General features: G+C 60.3%; 11 protein-coding genes. 7 read left to right on the top strand and 4 right to left on the bottom strand.

Features of this window, described 5'->3' with window-relative positions:
* Positions 1-35 precede the first annotated feature (35 nt).
* From G6N77_RS10890 to G6N77_RS10880, 3 genes are all read left to right on the top strand, one after another.
* A complete protein-coding gene (locus G6N77_RS10890) occupies positions 36-776 on the top strand; it encodes an amino acid ABC transporter ATP-binding protein (RefSeq protein WP_276609796.1) in 741 nt (246 codons plus the stop codon).
* A gap of 105 nt (positions 777-881) precedes the next feature.
* Entirely contained in the window at positions 882-2,099 is a 1,218-nt protein-coding gene (gene manD / locus G6N77_RS10885; RefSeq protein ID WP_165182193.1) for a D-mannonate dehydratase ManD, read from the top strand.
* A 2-nt stretch (positions 2,100-2,101) separates the two neighbouring features.
* A complete protein-coding gene (locus G6N77_RS10880) occupies positions 2,102-3,628 on the top strand; it encodes a mannitol dehydrogenase family protein (protein WP_165182192.1) in 1,527 nt (508 codons plus the stop codon).
* Between the two features lie 53 nt (positions 3,629-3,681).
* Here the strand turns inward: G6N77_RS10880 and G6N77_RS20125 are convergent, their stop codons facing one another.
* Complete coding sequence (locus tag G6N77_RS20125) at positions 3,682-3,804, bottom strand: hypothetical protein (protein ID WP_276609795.1); 123 nt, start codon at positions 3,802-3,804, stop codon at positions 3,682-3,684.
* Positions 3,805-4,321: 517 nt separating this feature from the next.
* Between G6N77_RS20125 and G6N77_RS10875 the strand changes: the two genes are divergently transcribed.
* From G6N77_RS10875 to G6N77_RS10860, 4 genes are all read left to right on the top strand, one after another.
* Positions 4,322-4,879 (top strand): hypothetical protein, encoded by a 558-nt coding sequence (locus G6N77_RS10875; protein WP_165182191.1) that lies wholly within the window; start codon positions 4,322-4,324, stop codon positions 4,877-4,879.
* The gene (mobF, locus tag G6N77_RS10870; RefSeq protein WP_165182190.1) at positions 4,876-8,427 is read left to right on the top strand and encodes a MobF family relaxase; all 3,552 of its coding nucleotides are present in this window, start codon (positions 4,876-4,878) and stop codon (positions 8,425-8,427) included. Before G6N77_RS10875 ends, mobF begins: the two co-directional genes overlap by 4 nt.
* Before the next feature lie 22 nt (positions 8,428-8,449).
* A complete protein-coding gene (locus G6N77_RS10865; protein WP_165182189.1) occupies positions 8,450-8,977 on the top strand; it encodes a hypothetical protein in 528 nt (175 codons plus the stop codon).
* A gap of 176 nt (positions 8,978-9,153) precedes the next feature.
* Positions 9,154-10,083 carry a GIY-YIG nuclease family protein gene (locus G6N77_RS10860; RefSeq protein WP_165182188.1) on the top strand — a complete coding sequence of 310 codons (930 nt, stop codon included), beginning with the start codon at positions 9,154-9,156 and terminating at the stop codon, positions 10,081-10,083.
* Positions 10,084-10,577: 494 nt separating this feature from the next.
* Here the strand turns inward: G6N77_RS10860 and G6N77_RS10855 are convergent, their stop codons facing one another.
* The 3 genes from G6N77_RS10855 to G6N77_RS10845 form a co-directional block, all read right to left on the bottom strand.
* A complete protein-coding gene (locus G6N77_RS10855; protein WP_165182187.1) occupies positions 10,578-11,729 on the bottom strand; it encodes a TRAFAC clade GTPase domain-containing protein in 1,152 nt (383 codons plus the stop codon).
* Positions 11,730-11,975: 246 nt separating this feature from the next.
* The gene (locus tag G6N77_RS10850; protein WP_165182186.1) at positions 11,976-16,817 is read right to left on the bottom strand and encodes a DEAD/DEAH box helicase; all 4,842 of its coding nucleotides are present in this window, start codon (positions 16,815-16,817) and stop codon (positions 11,976-11,978) included.
* Between the two features lie 278 nt (positions 16,818-17,095).
* Positions 17,096-17,797, bottom strand: coding sequence for a hypothetical protein (locus G6N77_RS10845; protein ID WP_165182185.1), 702 nt, complete (start codon positions 17,795-17,797; stop codon positions 17,096-17,098).
* Between the last annotated feature and the right edge of the window lie 203 nt (positions 17,798-18,000).

The following is an 18,000-nucleotide window of genomic DNA, read 5'->3' as shown; positions in this document are numbered from 1 at the left end:
TCCTCTACCGCAAAAGCCCAAACGAGGTACAAGAAATGCAGTTGAACGAAGCAATGATCTCCATCCGGGACGTCAACAAATACTATGGCGCCTTCCATGTCCTGAAAGACATCGACCTGGATGTGAAGCGCGGCGAAGTGGTCGTCGTTCTCGGGCCGTCCGGGTCGGGAAAGTCTACTTTGTGCCGAACCATCAACAGGCTCGAACCCATCAACTCTGGAACAATTTCCATTGAGGGGCAGGTACTGCCTGAAGAGAGCGGCCCGCTCTCCGAACTGCGCAGCGAAGTGGGGATGGTCTTCCAACAGTTCAATCTCTTTGCCCACATGACAGTGCTGGAAAACGTCATGTTTGCCCCGGTGCAGGTTCGCCGGCAGAAGCGAGAACTTGCCCGAGCCCGAGCCCTGGAGCTCCTGGAAAGGGTCGGTGTTGGAGCCCAGAAGGACAAGCGACCCGCCCAGCTCTCCGGCGGCCAGCAACAACGGGTTGCCATCGCCCGCGCCTTAGCCATGGATCCCAAGGTCATGCTGTTTGACGAGCCTACATCCTCGCTGGACCCCGAAATGATCAAGGAAGTCCTTGATGTGATCGTGGAGCTGACCAAGGCGGGTATGACCATGGTCGTTGTCACCCACGAGATGGGCTTCGCCCAGACGGCGGCTGACCGCATCATCTTCATGGCCGCCGGGGAAATCGTCGAGGAAAGCACTCCGCAGGAATTCTTCAGCGACTGCAAAACCGAGCGGGCCAGGGAATTCCTCAGCAAGGTCCTCTAAACCCCCACCCGCGCCGCGCGGCTGCCGCCTACCGGCAAGCGCCATCCATCACACCCATACGGCACCGCCATGCCATCCGCCACCTAGATTGTTGAGACCCCTCCCATGCCCCACACCATTGTCGCCGCCGATGTCATTGTCACCAGCCCGAGCCGAAACTATGTCACCCTGAAGATCACCACCTCTGACGGCGTCGTTGGCTGGGGCGACGCCACCGTCAACGGCAGGGAATTATCGGTGGCAAGCTACCTCAGGGACCACTTGGCCCCGGCCTTGCTCGGCCGAGATGCGGACCGGATAGAAGACACCTGGAACTACTTCTACAAGGGGGCCTATTGGCGCCGCGGCCCCATCACCATGGCCGCCATCGGCGCCATCGACATGGCACTTTGGGATATCAAGGGCAAGGCATTGGGTGTACCCGTCTACCAACTGCTGGGGGGCGCCGTTCGCGAGAAGATCCTCACCTACACCCATGCCACCGGCTGGGACCTTCCTGAATTGCTGGACTCTGTGGACAAGCGGCGCGAGCAGGGGTTCCGGGCCGTGCGGGCTCAGGCCGGCGTGCCTGGTCTGGAGAAGGTCTACGGGGTCACCAACGGCGCCGCCAGCTATGAACCCGCCGGACGCGGCACGGGACCCGTTGAAGAGGGATGGGACACCGCCTCCTACCTCCGCCACATACCTGACATCCTCGCAGGCGTCCGCGACCATGTGGGTCCCGAGCCAGAGCTGTTGCACGACGCCCATCACCGGCTCAACCCGACGGAAGCGATCCGCCTGGGCAAGGCCCTGGAACCGGTGGATCTCTTCTGGCTCGAGGACGTCATTCCCGCCGAAAACCAACACCTCCTGCAAGAAGTCCGGCGCCAGACCAGCATCCCCCTCGCCATCGGTGAGGTGTTCAACACTATCTGGGACTGCCAGCAGCTCATCACCGAACGGTCCCTAGACTTCATTCGCACTGCAATTGTGCATGCCGGCGGCATCTCCCACGTCCGGAAAATTCTGGCACTCGCCGAGGTCTACCAGGTCAAGGGCGCCCCGCACGGTCCCTCCGATGTCTCCCCGCTGAACATGTCAGCCTCCCTGCACCTGGGCCTGGCCACCACGAACTTCGCGATCCAGGAATTCATGGGCTATGACCCCCTCGTTGCCGAAGTATTCCATTCCAGCTATACCTACGACGACGGCTACCTCCACCCCGGCGATGAACCTGGCCTGGGCGTGATGTTCGATGAGAAAGCCGCCTCCCGATTCCCGTACAAACAGGCGTACCTCCCCATCGCCCGGGACCTCGACGGCACTATGAGGGACTGGTGACCGTGACGCACACTTCACTGCCCCGCCTGTCCCTGTCCACGGCTGGCCAGACCACGGCGCGGACGGCCCCAGCACCGGGCATCGTCCATCTGGGCCTGGGCAACTTTCACCGCGCCCACCAGGCTGTCTACACCGATGCCGCAATCAAAAGCGGAGGTGGCGACTGGGGCATTACCGGCGTCTCCAACCGCTCAAGTACCGTCGTTGATGCGCTGAAGGCCCAGGACATGCTCTACACAGTCGTGGAGATTTCCCCTGAGACGCGACGGTTCTCCGTTCCCCGGGTTCATGTTGACGCATTTGTTGCCGCCCACGACCTGGCCCGGGTCCCACAAACTATTGCCGCTGAGTCCACAAAAATCGTGTCGCTGACAGTGACAGAAAACGGCTACACGTACAGCCCGACAACCGGCGGACTAAACCTGGCAGCCACCGCCGTGCAACGAGACCTAATCACCGGCAATATCCCAAGCACGACAGTGGGCCAAATTGTACGCGGCCTGCAACGACGCATGCACACTCACGGATCGCCGATAACAGTGCTCAGCTGCGACAATCTAGCCAACAACGGCCACCACACCCAGCTCCTGGTCAATGAATTCGTGTCCCATCTGCCCACTGCCGAGTCATCGGACTTGGCGCAATGGATCAAGACCAACACGACATTTCCCTCATCCATGGTGGATCGGATCGTCCCAGCCACCACAGACAACTACCGAGAAGCCGTTGCCGCCTCCCTCGGCTACATTGACGCCATCCCGGTTCCCGCGGAGCCCTTCACCATGTGGGTGCTCGAAGACAACTTCGCTGCGGGCCGCCCCTCATGGGAAGCCGGCGGCGCCATTTTCTCCACGGAGGTGGACAAGTACGAACAACTCAAAGTCCGACTCTTGAACGGAACGCACTCGCTCATTGCCTATCTTGGAGCCCTCTCCGGCGCCGCCACGATTCCCGACGCCGTGGCGGTCGGGTACATAGAATCGGCAGCCAGGTCAGTCCTTCAAAACGAATACCTGCCAAGTGTGTCTATACCCAGCGGCGTCAACGTGACCGACTACGAGACGCAGCTCTTCTCGCGCTGGCGCAACACGGCGCTGGGCCACAAGACGAGCCAGGTCGGCTCGGACGGGTCCGTGAAGCTGGGGCAGCGAATCCCCCTTCCGGCGTTGGAACTTCTGGCTGGCGGCACTATGCCGCAGCACCTAGCCCTGACCGTTGCAGCCTACATTTCCTGCATCGCCCCCCTCGCTGGATTCAATCCGGGTGCCGAAGCCTCCGCGATGGAAGACCCTGCACGGCCGCTGCTGATGGGCCTGGCGGCTGAATCGGGCTCCGGCAGGGACCTTGCTCGCAAGGTCCTGGGTACACACCACCTACTCGGTGAAGAGTTAAGTGGCCACGACGACTTTATCAATCGCACCGGCGACCTCATTGACATCATTCACAGACACGGACCAGGATCCGCGGCCCGCGACGCTTTGTCCGCTGCCGATCCACAACTCAACACTCGGACACTAACAAGGAACTGACCCATTCCCGCCCCCGCATCCACCCCCGCCCGTCAAAGTCCGTCGGCGGAATCTCACTGGAACTGCACAAAGTCGATCCCCGCAAGCGACTTCATCGGCTGGGACAGCATGCTCAGCATTCCCGTGAATGTCAGCCAATCGTTTGCAGCTGCCGAGTCCTGGAATTCTAGTGACATCAGAGTGCGCCTCGACCCGCTGACATCCGTCGACCATGAGAGCGGTGGCTCTCGGACGCTATATATGTCCTGTAACCGGACTACCACGAAGCGGCGTAGTATCTGGATGCCGCGTAGATAGCCGGTGCTTGCGACAACACCAATTTCCGCCAAGCAGAAGTTTCACGGGGTCGCGATGCTTGAATCCATGACGGACTAGAAGGGCACCTACGGCGCGAGCGAAAGGCTCCGGTTCGCAATGCACAAATCATCCCAATAGGATTTCCGGCGCCTCATGAAATCCCCATGCGACACTTTCTGCCCACGCCAGCATTTCCGCAGCAATCGTCCATGATCACCAATGCCAACCTCCCCACGCCATGCCGACCCCACCCACCACAACAGTTCCACCACCATCAGCCATGCCCCTGCCGCCACCAGAAAGAATCCTCACACCTCTGGCATCCAAGGCCCTGCCCGCGGCGGGAGCTGTCGCGGGCAGTCATGGAGTTTCGGGCCGGGATTCCCATGAGTATGCATGTCTACTCAGAAGTGTCAGGAATGCCTGGCCCCCTTCGAACCGGGCCGACCCACCCAGTTGTACTGTTCACCGTCGTGCTCCAGGGTCAGCCGCGACCGGCGGCGGGCCGAGAAGCGCCGCGCCACGGGCCGGGCAACACGGCAAACCTTGGTCGCCGTCGAACGCGCCAATGCCCAGGAAAAGCTCCTGCAAGCAGAATCCAACTACCAGCGCCAGCTCCGGCGGGAGAGCGCCTTGGCGGAGGACAAGTTCCACCACGCCGTCCTGGAACGCGACAGGACCATCGACCAGCAGCTCACCCAGCTGCGGCACCTTGCCGCCGTCAACCTGGATCTCTGCGGGGAACTGGCCGAGGCGAAGGCACAAACCACCGAGCTGCGCCTGGAAACTGCCCGGATCCTCCACAGCCAACGGGGCGACGCGCAGGACCTCATGCGGCTGGCCGCACGCCTGCTGCAGCTCACGGACCACCTCGGCATCCCCCTCGACCGGCCTACCGCGGAGATCTACCGCCGCCGCGGCTGGCCCACCACCATGCCTGCCCGTACGCGATGACCGTCTCCATCGCCCGCCTCACCGCCCACGCAGGCGTGAAGTACCTGCTGAAAACCACCATGCGCGACGACGTCCCCCTCACCCCGGGCGACGCCACCGGCTACTACCTAAAGGCCGGCACTCCCCCGGGCCGCTGGCTCGGCCAGGGACTCGACGGCATCAACCGCCACCCCCTGGACCAGGTGACCAACGCCGACGCCACCTCCATCTTCAGCAACGCCGAACACCCGGACACCCACCAGCCACTCGGCCGCCCCCACGGCCAAACCACCGTCGCCCACCGCAACGGCGAGGAAACCAAGCGCGCCGCCGTCGCCGGCTTCGACCTGACCTTCAGCGTCCCCAAATCCGTGTCCGTCATCTGGGCGCTCGCCCCCAAGGACATCCAAAAGATCATCCTCGAAGCCCACCACGAAGCCGTCAACGAAGTCCTCTCCTGGCTCGAAACCCAAGCAATCCACACCAGGACCGGCCGCGGCGGCGTCGCCCACGTCGGGGCCAAGGGCGCCGTCGCCGCAGCCTTCGACCATTGGGAATCCCGCGCCCGCGACCCCCAACTCCACACACACATGGTCATCGCCAACCGGGTCCAGCGGGCCACGGACGGCGCCTGGTCCAGCCTGGATTCACGCACCCTCTACAAGGCCACCATCTCCGCCAGCGAACACTACAACGGGCTCCTCTTCGACCGCCTCCAGGAACGCCTCGGCGCAGTCCCCGGCTTCCGCCCGCCCGCCATCCGCGAACGCAACCCGCGCCACGAGCTGGTCGGCGTAGACGACAAGCTGATCCACGAATTCTCCAGCCGCTCCCACCTCATCAACGCGGAAACCGACCGGCTCATCCAGGCCTGGGAGAAAACCCACGGCAGTACACCGTCCAGGACCACCGTGACCAAGTTCCGCCAGCAGGCCACACTGTCCACCCGCCAGGCCAAGGACAAGGACCCCACTCCCCTCAGCGACCTTGCCGCAGGGTGGCGGGTCCGCGCCCAAAAGATAGGCTTCGAAGCGGCCACCGTGATTCGCCAGACCATCAACCGCTCCCACGAACGCCCCGTCACCGCCGCCGACCTCACCGAGCCATGGGTCGCCGCCGCAGCTGCAGCCGCCCGCGAGGAAGTGGCCGGGCGCCGCGCCACCTGGAACCGATGGAACCTTCTGGCCGAGGCGGAGCGGGTCTGCGCCGACATCCGCTGTGCCACCGCCGCCGACCGCCGCTCCCTGATCGATTCGGTCGCCACCGCGGCCGAGTCCCAATGCGTCGCGCTCAACCCCTACCGCTACACGGTCCCCGTCGACGCAGGCAGCGACGTCGCCTTCGCCGGCCACGCCGTCTTCGAATTCCCCGGCGCCCGCCTCTACACCGACGCCGGCATCCTCGCCAACGAGCAGCTGGTCATGAACACCAGGAACGACGACGGCGGCCCCGCCATCGCGCCCCACCTCGCCGACACGTTCCCCGCCCATGCGGGGAAGGCCCCGGACCGGACGGAGCTGGCGCCGGACCAACTCGCCGCCGTGCACGAGGTGCTGTCCAGCGGCAGGTACCTCGACGCCGTCCTCGGTCCCGCGGGGTCAGGCAAGACGACCACCATGGCTGCCATCCGTGACAGTTGGGAACAGGCCTATGGTGCGAGAAGCGTCATCGGACTTGCCCCGGCAGCAGCAAGCGCTGACGTGCTGGGCCGGAAGCTGGGACTGGCGGCGGAGAATGTGTCCAAGTGGCTGTATGAGTCTGTCGGGCAGGGCGCTGCGGGGCGGGCGGAGCGGTTCCGCGACCTTGAAGCTTCCCGTTCCGGTACATTCTGGCAGCGGCTGCGACGGTCGCAACGGATGGCCGATTTGGCGATGCGGCAGGGGCAGTGGAGTTTTCGGCGGAACCAGCTGGTGATCGTGGATGAGGCGTCGATGGTTTCCACTGCGCAGCTGGCGGCCCTGGTGCACCAGGCGCGGGATGCCGGGGCGAAGATTGTGATGGTTGGTGATCCTGCCCAGTTGGACGCGATCGACGCCGGCGGGATCCTGGGCTGGTTGGACCGGCAGGGCAAGGCGATCCAGCTGACCAGTGTGCGGCGGTTCCGCCACGAGTGGGAGGGGCCGGCGTCGCTGCTGTTGCGGGCGGGCGACTTCACGGCGGTGCAGCAGTACGAGGCGCATGGCCGCCTTCGCCACGGCGAGTATATGGAGATGATTGACCAAGCGTACGGGCGGTGGATCGACGACGTTCATGCCGGCCGGGCGTCCATTCTGATTGCACCGGACAACGACACCGTCACAGTCCTCAACGAGCGAGCCCATGCGGAGCTGGTGGACCAGGGCCTGGTCGACGGCCGTCGGGCGGTGCGCCTGAGCGACGGGCTCAGCGCCGGCTGCGGGGACACGGTGATCGCCCGCAAGAACGACCGGCGGCTCACCGACAGTTCCGGGGACTTCATCAGAAACGGCACCCTCATCAAGCTGACCGCCAAGCCGGGCCACGACGGGTCGGTCATCGGCACGCGCTTGGACACCGGGGTGGGCATCAAGCTGACCGGCCAGTACCTGGCCGAGTCGGTGGAACTGGGATATGCGACGACGGCGCACCGCTCCCAAGGGATCACCGTCGACACCAGCCACACCCTCCTCACGCAAGGCTGCCTCACCAGGGAGCTCTTCTATGTCGGCATGACCCGTGGCAGGGAAAACAACACCGCGTACATCTGCGAAACCGATCCCGCCCCCGACGAGGAACTGCACGAGATCGACACAACCACGTGGCTGGAAATCATCGGCGAAGTCCTCGCCGCCCAAGGCGCCGAGCGGACAGCACACGAAGTAGGCGATGAGGAAACGGAGAGCGCCAACTCCCTTCACCAACTTGCCGCCGAGTACGACTACCTCGCCCAAATCGCCGCAGCCGAGAACCTGCGTGCCGCCGTCGAACGCATCCAGCCAGGCTTGGCGGCAGAACTCGAGGGCTCGCCGTCGTGGGGTGCAGGTGTCGCCGCCTGGCGACGCGCCACGGCAGCCGAGCCCCGAGCCGCAACCACCACGCTGGAACGAGCCATCCGGCGCCCTGGCGACGCGAAGGACCTGATGGCCGTCATCCACGCCCGCCTCCGACCAACCGGTCGGAACAACTCCCCCGGCATTGACGGATGGCTTTGTGAAACTGTCCCCGGCGAGCGCGCCGACCTGGTGGCCATGATCGACCAAGTACGTGAGCTTGCAAACGCCAGGATCCAACAGCTGAGGTTGACGGCACTCACTGGCACAGAACCTTGGGTCCAGCAAGTCATGGATGCACTGCCGGAATCCACTTCCACTCCGGATCGCAACCGTTTGGTGGAGGGCATCGCCGTCTACCGAGACCGCTGGCTGATGCGCGATGCCGAGGACCCGTTGGGCCCTCCCCCGGCCGATTACGAATGGGACCGCGGCCTGGACCGCCAGCAACTCGAAGCCGAATTCGCTCTGCTCCAGAACGGCAACCGGGATGGGGACAGTCCGACAACCCCAACAGTTTCAATTGAAACCGGGCTTACCAATGTCGGATGGGAAATTTAGAATGAAGGCGGAGGGAAAGCCCATGGACACCAACCCAATGGTCAAACCGCATATCGCCACCACCCCCATGGTGGTGATGACCACCATCGCTGCCGTCATCCTCGTTTGTGTTGCAGCCATCATTGTTTTGGCGTGGCCTCCAAAAATCGGGGCCTGGATTGCCCTGGCCATCGTCGTCGTCGCCGCCGCATTCCTTACTTGGCGATGGGCCTCGCTCATCCGCAAGAAGTCAGAATGGCAACGCTTCTCCGACAGGCAATGGGAGTACTTGACCCGAACGCAAAGTGAACAAAGTACAACGGCGGTCATCACCGTCCTTGAATTTCGAGAAGTCCAGCCAACCGGGGTTTGGGCAACCATCCGATGGGAAAAGTTCGGGTACGTCCAACCCGCTTGGATTGAACCGTGCACGTTCGCCATCTGGCCTAAAACGGCGCTTCTGATTCGCCCCGATCCCACACAGATACAAGTTGGCGCGCCGTGGCCGCCAACGTACTACCTTCGGTCGCACAACTGCCTGGCCATTGCCCCCGCGCTCTCCACAACTTAACCATGGCTGAGCTTCACCCGCTCTGTACACTGCCCGCCGACTTTTGGCGACGGGTGGCTTCGTATCCCAAATGACATAGCCTGAGCAGAACAGTCGAGTCTGCCCGACGGAGGATCATGGGACACCAAAGAGAGGCAATCCATGCTTTCGGTTTCCGAAACTGGCCAACGTCAGGCGTGCAGTCCCTTGCGTTTCGATTCGAGCCAGAAGAAAGCCGCACTGGCATCTATGTGCTGACCTTCTCCGACGGGTACCGCTATGTCGGTCAAAGCCTGAACGTTGTCAATCGATTTTCATCCCATCGCCGGCGATGGGACGACATTACCCACATAGCATTTCGCGCATTCATGCCGGACGAGCTCAATGCCCGCGAGCGGGAGGTACTTGCCGCCATTGAACGCCAAGGCCACAACGTGCGCAATCTCGACCTGGCCGGCCATCCTGGCGGAGACAGCCTGCTTGACGTTGTCATGGAGGAGGAAGCCCAAGCCGAATGGCTGGATTCCGTATCGCCAGAACCCACGGACGCACCAAGGTACCTTGCCGCGACGCGACGGATGGCGGGCCTCCAGAAGTTCCATCAGCTGATGGCCCGGCCGGACGCTGAAGGCCTGATATCTGCGGCCGCGACGTACATCAGCTTAGCCATCCCCTGGCCGAGCCAGACGGAGGGCAGATTCTGGACAGCGACGGCCATGTCGACGACCGGGCGGAGGCCAGACCGGCGGCGCCTCATCACAATCAGCGCCCAAAATGCAGAAGTCCTGGTCATCGGAGAAACCACCACAAATTCCGGGTGCGAAGTCACAGGCTTTCTCAACATTGACAAGGGCGCAACGAGCATCGACCGATGGCTGCAACGCCATGGCATCGACGCGGTCGTCGAAACGGCAAGTTATGGGACTATCGGAAATGTGTCCCGAATCCACTTTTCGGGTCTGCCATCCCTTGCACTGCTCTTCGCAGAAGGTAGTCCCATCGCCAAGCCGGCGAAGACACTCGCACTGAACCTCATGCGCAAAGGGCCCTCGATGTACACCCGCTTCCACAACGACCATTTGGCGGATGCCGTTTTTAACCGAATGGCTCACAAGGACAGAATCTAAATAGGGCACCCATGATTGGCGTACAGCGTTGCATTCATGGCTCGGTATCGGCCAGCCAGCGTCCATATGAACTTTTAATATGCTTGAGCCGAGTATTGGCCTTCGTTGAACTCAGTTGCGGATAGCACTATTTGGTACTGGTGGTCTACGGAGTCATTCACTGGGTGAGGGTGGCTTCGACAACTGCCAGACACGCGCGAACTCGTCGGCGACAATGGGCCAGACTAGCCGGATCCCGTCCTCCACCGACTCGACTTCATGAGCCAAAGGTCCAACGACAACGAAATCGTGGGGAATGGTTCTTCCAGCCCTGTCGCGCCGACCTAAAGGGTCTGGGAATCGTAAGGCCACCTTGTCACTTACACGGCGGCAAACCTCGGATTCATCCCACACATCCGTGAAGACGTCGTCGTAGACCCGGAGGGGCTCCTCGAATCCTCCATCACGGAGAAAGCGGAAGCCCCACGCCAGGCCACGCGTGGCCCAGATGAAAGTCATCTGCGGCTCCTGATGAGGACGTGCTCCTCTTCACCCTTGTCCAGGTCCATCCGGAACCGGGTCAACGTGGCCGTCAGATAGTCGTTTTTGGCCAGGGCCGAGGAGTTTACTTCCCGAAGCTTGTCTGCGGCCATCTTGAGTGCCTCGTCCATGAGATTAGGACCGACAGCGGCCAGAAGGGCCGCTAGCGGGCCAGGCAGCTTGGCCTTACGCCCAATAAGTATTGGTGCAAGAGCCACAGCGCCGACCAGCAGATTTTGTACGACTTTCCCTGGAAGTTGCTTCACCTGCGCCCACCGTACGTGACGTTCGAATGGCAGCATGGCGGCGATAGGCAAAATCAATTCCAGACCGACCCGCTTGGCCACCTCGATCTTGTCCGCTCCGAACTTCGCTGACGAAAGCAGCACGAAATCTTCGCCAACTGACAGGGCGTCGTTCGCTTCTACCAGCCCAGCGAGCACTTCGCGCAATTCGGTAATGTCCTCGCCGGCCTTATCAATGAGGAGGTCCCTGAAATTGAACACGTCTAGGTGGGACAGGAGATCAGACTTTGACAGCGCCATGATCCATATCCGTGGGAACTCAACAAGCGGCTTGCCGTCCTCCAAAAGTTCATCCTTTAGTGACAGGAATCCATTGCGGAAATTGGCAAGCAACGACTTCAGATACCGCTCCTCTTCGCCGGCGTTGTCCAGCAACCGCTGACCATCTACGAGCAAAAGAGCGACATCAGAACCCAACAATGACTTAAACGTGTCAATCTTTCGTGATGCCTCGTCTAGACCACTCACGTCCTCCTCGAACCACTCCCCCGGGTAATCGTGCCAAACGAGGCGCAAGGCATCGAAGGGCCTAGCCTTCATCGCCTTCCCTTCTACCCCATCCTTCAGCCTGACGGAGAAAGAGTAGGAAGTCGCAGAAAAACGGGTGGGCGAAGGAAGCCGAGCTGAATCTCTCATTCCAAGATAGTTTCGGTGGAGCCTATTACCTTGGCCAATCTCATCTGCCACCACATGGAACAGACTTTTCTGGAGATACTGAGGTTCCTGCGTTGCCCCATAGAACGAAGAGATCATGACAGTTTTGCCGCTTCCGCTCTCGCCAAAAACTGCAATATGCTGCTCTAGTGCCCTGTTAACCTGCATACGGGAAGCCTACACAACGGAATGCTCCCTCTAGGCCGGACCACCATAGAGGGCTTCAGCCCATGTACGTCGAACATTATCCAAAATTCGGCTATTTTAATGGACTCTCCCATCGAGGTGCTACCTTGCGTCTCATGCAGACTCTCGTGAAATTCGCGTTCAGCCCGAAACAGCATTAGTCAGAAGCGAAGCCGCGCAGAAAATTCGCAATTATGAATCTGAGAAGACTTTCACGTGCCACCGATGTCACTCCGCCAAGTCCAACGAAGGCAGCCCGTCCACGATCCTGTTCGTCTCCAGGCTCACCGTGACGATCCGGCCGATCAGGTCAATGATGTACCGCGGCTGGCCGTGCTCGCGTGACCAGTCATTGGGGTCATTGACAATCCCGGAGGCCTTGTCCGTCTTCACCTGGTACCGCTCCAGAATCCAGTCAATGGCCGAGCGGGCGCCGAGCATGTAATTCTGCGCCTGCGCTGGCACGCCGTCGAGGGTGACATGGCTGTTGTAGATGATCCTTGTTTTATCCCACGCGCCGGCCTTGCCGCCGTACTTCATCTTCTTCACCGCGTACTTCGCATACTCGTCCTCCGCAGGCACGACGGCGGTCTCCACCTCCGTCAGATGGTACGGCTTTTGCTGTTCGTAGCCTATGTGTAGAGCGGACAGCTCCCGGCCCGCTTGCGAGAACGCCATGAACTTTTCCGCCCCGGGCACCTTGGGAATGCGCGGAAGCATTTTCTTCAAGTCTGCCGCGAACTCACCGCGGTACTCGGGCGAGTGCAGCAGACCGTAGACGTAGAAAAAGATGTCGTCCTTGCTGACCGTTGCACCATAACCGGCGCGGTAGTCGGCCAGCGTCGCATCCGTAATATTGTCCGCTCGTTCCGGGGACGAGGACGCTCCCGCCGAAGAGAACAAGTCGTCTCCAGGTGCCGAGGTTGTGTAGGTGTATCGAGGGTAGAACTGACTATTGGTCTGGCCACCGAACTGCGACAAATCACTCACATGGTCGACAGCAAGAGTAGAGAAATTCATTGCCGCCCCCACTCCTGTAATAATCAGCCCGTAGTTTTCGATATCAGGTGTCGGGAAGATGGTTTCCAGTTGATAAACCATGTCATTGAGCTGGCGGCTGAAGTGAACGTTCTGCTTGTTGAAAGGACGGTACGCAGCGGTGCGGTAGCCAGCATCATGGACGGCGTATTTCGTACCGCGCTTGAGCTGCGCCTTGTCGGCCCGGTTCCAACTCAGTTTCGTTGCATCGGTATTGATGAAGCCGGCAACTCCAACCCCCTTGCCGTCTGAAGTGTAACGGTCCACCTCGCTGTTGTAGAACGAGACCAGAGAATCTACATTGTGACGAAGTTTGTCAGCAGAGGAGTTGTAAACCCACGCATCGCGAGCTGAGGCCAGCCCCCTAGAATATGTGGCAAAAATACCCCTGCCTGACTTCTTGTCTCCTATAGGCTGGAAAGATTCGAAGACATCGTTGCGCTGATTGATCCAGTCACCCTCGGCGTTGGGCGTTATGGTGGCCCAGTCGAGGGTGCCAATGCCGGCCCTGTCGACAAGGGCGAGTTTTTCCGTTCTATCGAGATAGTCGCCAATGTCCACGTAGTGCAGCACGGCGCCCGGCGTCGTCCCGGACTTCTTCACGAGGATCAAGATGGCCACCGTGTTGCGACTGCCTGAATCGAAAATTTTGCCGCCCTCCCTGCGGCTTTGCTCGCCCGCTGTGCGCTGGTTGCCGCGGAGGTTGTAGACATATATATCGTGGAACTCTCCGACGAGGGTTTTGCGCAGGCCGTCTGCCGTGTTGCCATCTATGTAGCCACCGTTGGAGACGTAGGCGACCACGCCGCCGTCGGGCGAGGCAAGGATCCGGTTGGACGCCCATCGAATGGCCCGGATGTAGGAGTCGTAGAGCGAGTTCTTGTTCGTCGCCGTCGACCTCTCGGCGTAGGTCGAGCGGATTGACTCGTCCAGTGTGGGGTATTTCAGGTTGGCGTTGTTGTCGTTGCCGCTGGACTGGCCCACCGAGTAGGGCGGATTGCCAATTATGACGCGGATATCGAGCTTGTTTTGGGCAACCAGGCGATCGTTGTTGGACGTAAAAACGTGCTCGTCGAGGGTATCGCCGTCCTCGGACATCTGGAACGTATCGGTGAGCACCATGCCGTCGAACGGCACATACTCCACCTCGGCGGGATCCCCTCCTACGGCTGCAGCCTGGTCTTCCAGGATTCCATGCAGTGTGGCTTCGATGTTGATGGCCGCAATGTAATAGGCCATGAGCAGGATTTCGTTCGCATGGAGTTCCTGGGTGTACTTGCGCAGCAAATCCGCCGGTTTAATCCGGCCCGATTGCAGGAGCCGCACAGTGAATGTGCCGGTTCCTGCGAACGGGTCGAGAACGTGGACACCCGGCGCCGAGAGGGACGAATTAAAGTCCTTGACCAGCACGTCGTCCACAGCGCGGATGATGAAGTCCACCACCTCGACCGGCGTGTAGACGATGCCGAGGGATTCTGCGGTGCGGGGGAAGGCCAGTTTGAAGAACCGTTCGTACAGTTCCGTGACGATCTTCTGTTTGCCCTCAGCATTGGTAACGCCTTCGGCCCTGATCCGCACCGAGCGATAGAAGTCTTCCAAATTCTGAACCTCGGAGTCGAGGTTGTACTGCTCGAGCACGGCGACCATGGAATCCATGACCTGGGACACCGGATTGTGGGCGGCAAAGGAGTAACCGTCAAACAAGGCCTCGAAAACGGGCTTGGTAATCAAATGCTGGGAAAGCATGTCAATTGCGTCTGATTCGCTGATGCCGTCGTTCAGGTTTCCCCGAAGGCCGTCCAGGAAGACGGAGAACTCTTGGCGGGCCCGGGGATCCGGCCCGTCCAGGATGGTGCGGATGCGGATCACGTGCCGGTCCGCGATGTCCTTGACGTCCGTGGCCCAGGATTCCCAGTACCGCCGATCGCCAACCTTGCGAACCATGCGGGCGAAGATCGCGTTCCGCCATTCATCTGCCCTGGCCAGGGCGAACAGCGTCTCCTGGGGAATTCCAGTGTCAGTGCCGCTTTTCTCCTGGGCAGGAGCGCCGCCGTCGTCCGCGTTGAACGGATCAGTGACCGCGATGACGTCAATGACATCATTGGCATTGCGGTTCAGGTCAAGCTTGTTGATCATTGCCTCGAAGCGGTCATCGTGGGCGCGCAGGGCCTGCAGCACGTCCCAGACAACTTTGTACTTTTTGTTGTCGTTCAGGGCAGTCTCCGGGTCCCGGGACGCCGGCACAGCGATGGGCAGGATGATGTACCCGTATTCCTTGCCCTCAGCCTTGCGCATCACACGGCCCACGGACTGGACGACGTCGACCTGCGAGTTCCGTGGGTTTAGGAACAGCACTGCGTCCAGGGAGGGCACGTCCACGCCCTCGGAAAGGCATTTGACGTTGGAAAGAATGCGACAGACGTTACCGTCTGCCGGTTCCTTGAGCCAGTCAAGTTTCGCGGAACGTTCCAGAACGTTGAAGGTCCCATCCACGTGGCCAGCCTCCAGCTTCAACGCGTCCTCTGCCTCCGCTTCGGCTGCATTGACGAGGAGCTGCTTGCCGATGAGCTCGAATTCCTCTGCAAGCTTCTTCGATTCCTTGATGTTGCGGGCGAAGGCCACGGCCCGGCGCATGGGGCTGGCGTCGGCAATGTCCAGGCGCTGGCCGTTGACCCCCCGTTTGGAAAGGCCGTTCCAACACCCCACGATGCGGGCAACGTCGTCGAGCTTGAGATCACCGTTCTCCTCAAACATGCCTTGGAAAGAGCGCGACACCGCTTCTTCATCCACTGCCAGGACAAGGACTTTGTAGTCGGCCAGATGGCCCATCTCGACGGCTTTTCCGAAGCCGAGGTGATGGAACTCGGGCCCGAACACTGCCTCGTCGTCCATCGAGTAGACCGCCACGTTGTCCTCGGCGGCCTTCGCCTTGGACTCCTGGACGTAGATGCGGGGCGTAGCTGTCATGTACAGGCGCTTCGCCGCCTTCACGTACGTCTCATCGTGGACGCGGACGAAGGATGAATCATCATGGTCTGCTTCAGTAATGCCCGTGGTTCGGTGGGCTTCGTCGCAGAGGATCATGGCAAAATCGGCAAGGCCCTGCTGCTGGGCCTGGGCAATGACATCGATGGACTGGTATGTGGAGAAGACAACGGTCACGGCCTCCCGCCCCGTGCTGATGCGGGCACGGTTCAGCAACTTCACTGGGTCCGTGGTGGCCGGAAATGCCAGGTCATGGACGTTGACATCTTCGTTCTCCTTGCGGCCGACCTTGGTGTCGGAGCAGACAGCGAACGCCCGGAGAGGAACGGTGGCCTGGGCGGTCCATTCGTTCAGTGTCTGCTGCAGCAACGCGATTGAGGGGACGAGGAAGAGCACGGTTCCGCCAATGGGAACCTGTTCCTCCACGATCTTGAGGGAGGTGTATGTCTTGCCGGTACCGCAAGCCATGATCAGCTTGCCGCGATCTTCGGTTTGGAAGCCAGCTTTGACATCGTTGATGGCGTCACGCTGGTATATGCGGGGTTCCTTGCGGTCCAGCTTGCGCATCTGCTCGGGGACATCGACGTCGAACTGCGACCAGTCAATCGTTGACTCGGCCAAGTCCTTCAAGCGTAGCCGGGTCATTCCCTTCGACTGGCCCTCAAGTGCATCCTCGGCGTGCTTGGACCAGTGGTCCGTAGTGGAGACGACCATGCCGTAGGAAAAGTCGGTCTTGCCGGCAGCAGTGAAGAACGAGTCGATCTGCGCCTTCTGCAGCGTGGACATCGGGTCATAGAACTTGCACTGGATAGCCGTCAGCTCGCCCGTGTACCGGTCTTTGGCGACCAGGTCTATGCCGGTGTCCACCTTGCCGTCCCGGCCAGGGTAATCCTGCCACATCCAGACATCTGAAAACTGGTCTGCATACTTCGGCTCCAGCTGCAGATACCGCTTGACCAACCGCTCAAACTTGCTGCCTTTGTCCTTCTGGTCAATGGCAGTGAAGTACAGCCGGTCAAGCACGTCCTCGAATGTTGCAGATCCCATGCAATCATCTTGCCGCATTCCGGCTGGTTGCATTGGACCGTGGCCGCGCCTCGGAGTCCTGTGTCCTTGAATGAGGAGGCGATGGTGCGGCGTTCGGCACTCTATGGCGCATTCGAGTGTCGCTCGGAATCGAGATTCCGAACGTCTCGATAGACCGCAGCTACGAGAGCGCAGGCTATCTTGCATCCCATGCGTTTCGAGACACTTGGGTTATGAGACACCACGCTGCCCCAGTCCTTGGATTCATGTGCCATCTATGATGAGCCGCTTAACGCGCCTTAGCTACCAAAGAAAACCCTTCCGATGACAGCGATGATTGCAACGCCTACCGAGATGCCCCCTGAGATCCAGACTGTGCGCCACGTCTGCTTGATCTTGAACTCCTCAAATTCTTGGTTGTAGACGTCGATGGGCTGAATGACGGGCAACTTTGCTTTTCTCCCACGCAGGGGACGTGGATTGGCGTATAGGAACAGGGCGTTTACTATTCCATTGCCAATAATGTCTGCCATTGCTGTATCCGTGGTAACCAGTCGAACTTCGATTCGTGTCTTGTCATTAGTAATTGCAGCTACTGAGTAATCGCCCGTTGTATGGAAAATGACTGAATCCTGGTGATCAAGCGAGGTTGATTCTATGAGGACAGTCCGACGTTGGCTCAGTGTCGAAGCGAAATATCGCTCTAGCTGGTCTGAAAACCCAATACCTTCATCGCGGAACTTGAGCTTGAAGGGGAATGTAGGTGCGATACTTTCGACTTCTCTGACGAAGTGCTCAAATGATTCCCTGTTTGGGAAGAGCCACCCTTGAGGCATGATGCAGGTGAAGTTAACTCGCATCTTGACGTCTTGAGCACCATGTTCAAAGAGTGACTGGCTTCTCGTAACGCGGCCCTGACTAGCGTTGTTGACAGCCGTCCGGTAAATTCGGACAGCTGGAATTTTTGATGTGGTGTTCAGCCACCAGTTCTTGAACCCCACCCGATACCCCTACCCAAATTAAAGTAAAGCCACCACCTACCGTGGGCGGCTTTCTTATTCCCTGAAAGGAAAACAATGAACAGCTAATTATACCAATCGAACGCGCCACATAAGGCGCACCGATCGTCTCTGCACTGACCATCACGGAATGCTCGGGCGTCCAACTCAAAAACGTGCCGCTGCTGTTAATCAACAACGACGAC

Source organism: Arthrobacter silviterrae (genome assembly GCF_011045165.1).
GTDB lineage: Bacteria > Actinomycetota > Actinomycetes > Actinomycetales > Micrococcaceae > Specibacter > Specibacter silviterrae.
Note: the sequence above shows the minus strand (reverse complement) of the source record. Positions and strands in the feature narration are given on the sequence as shown.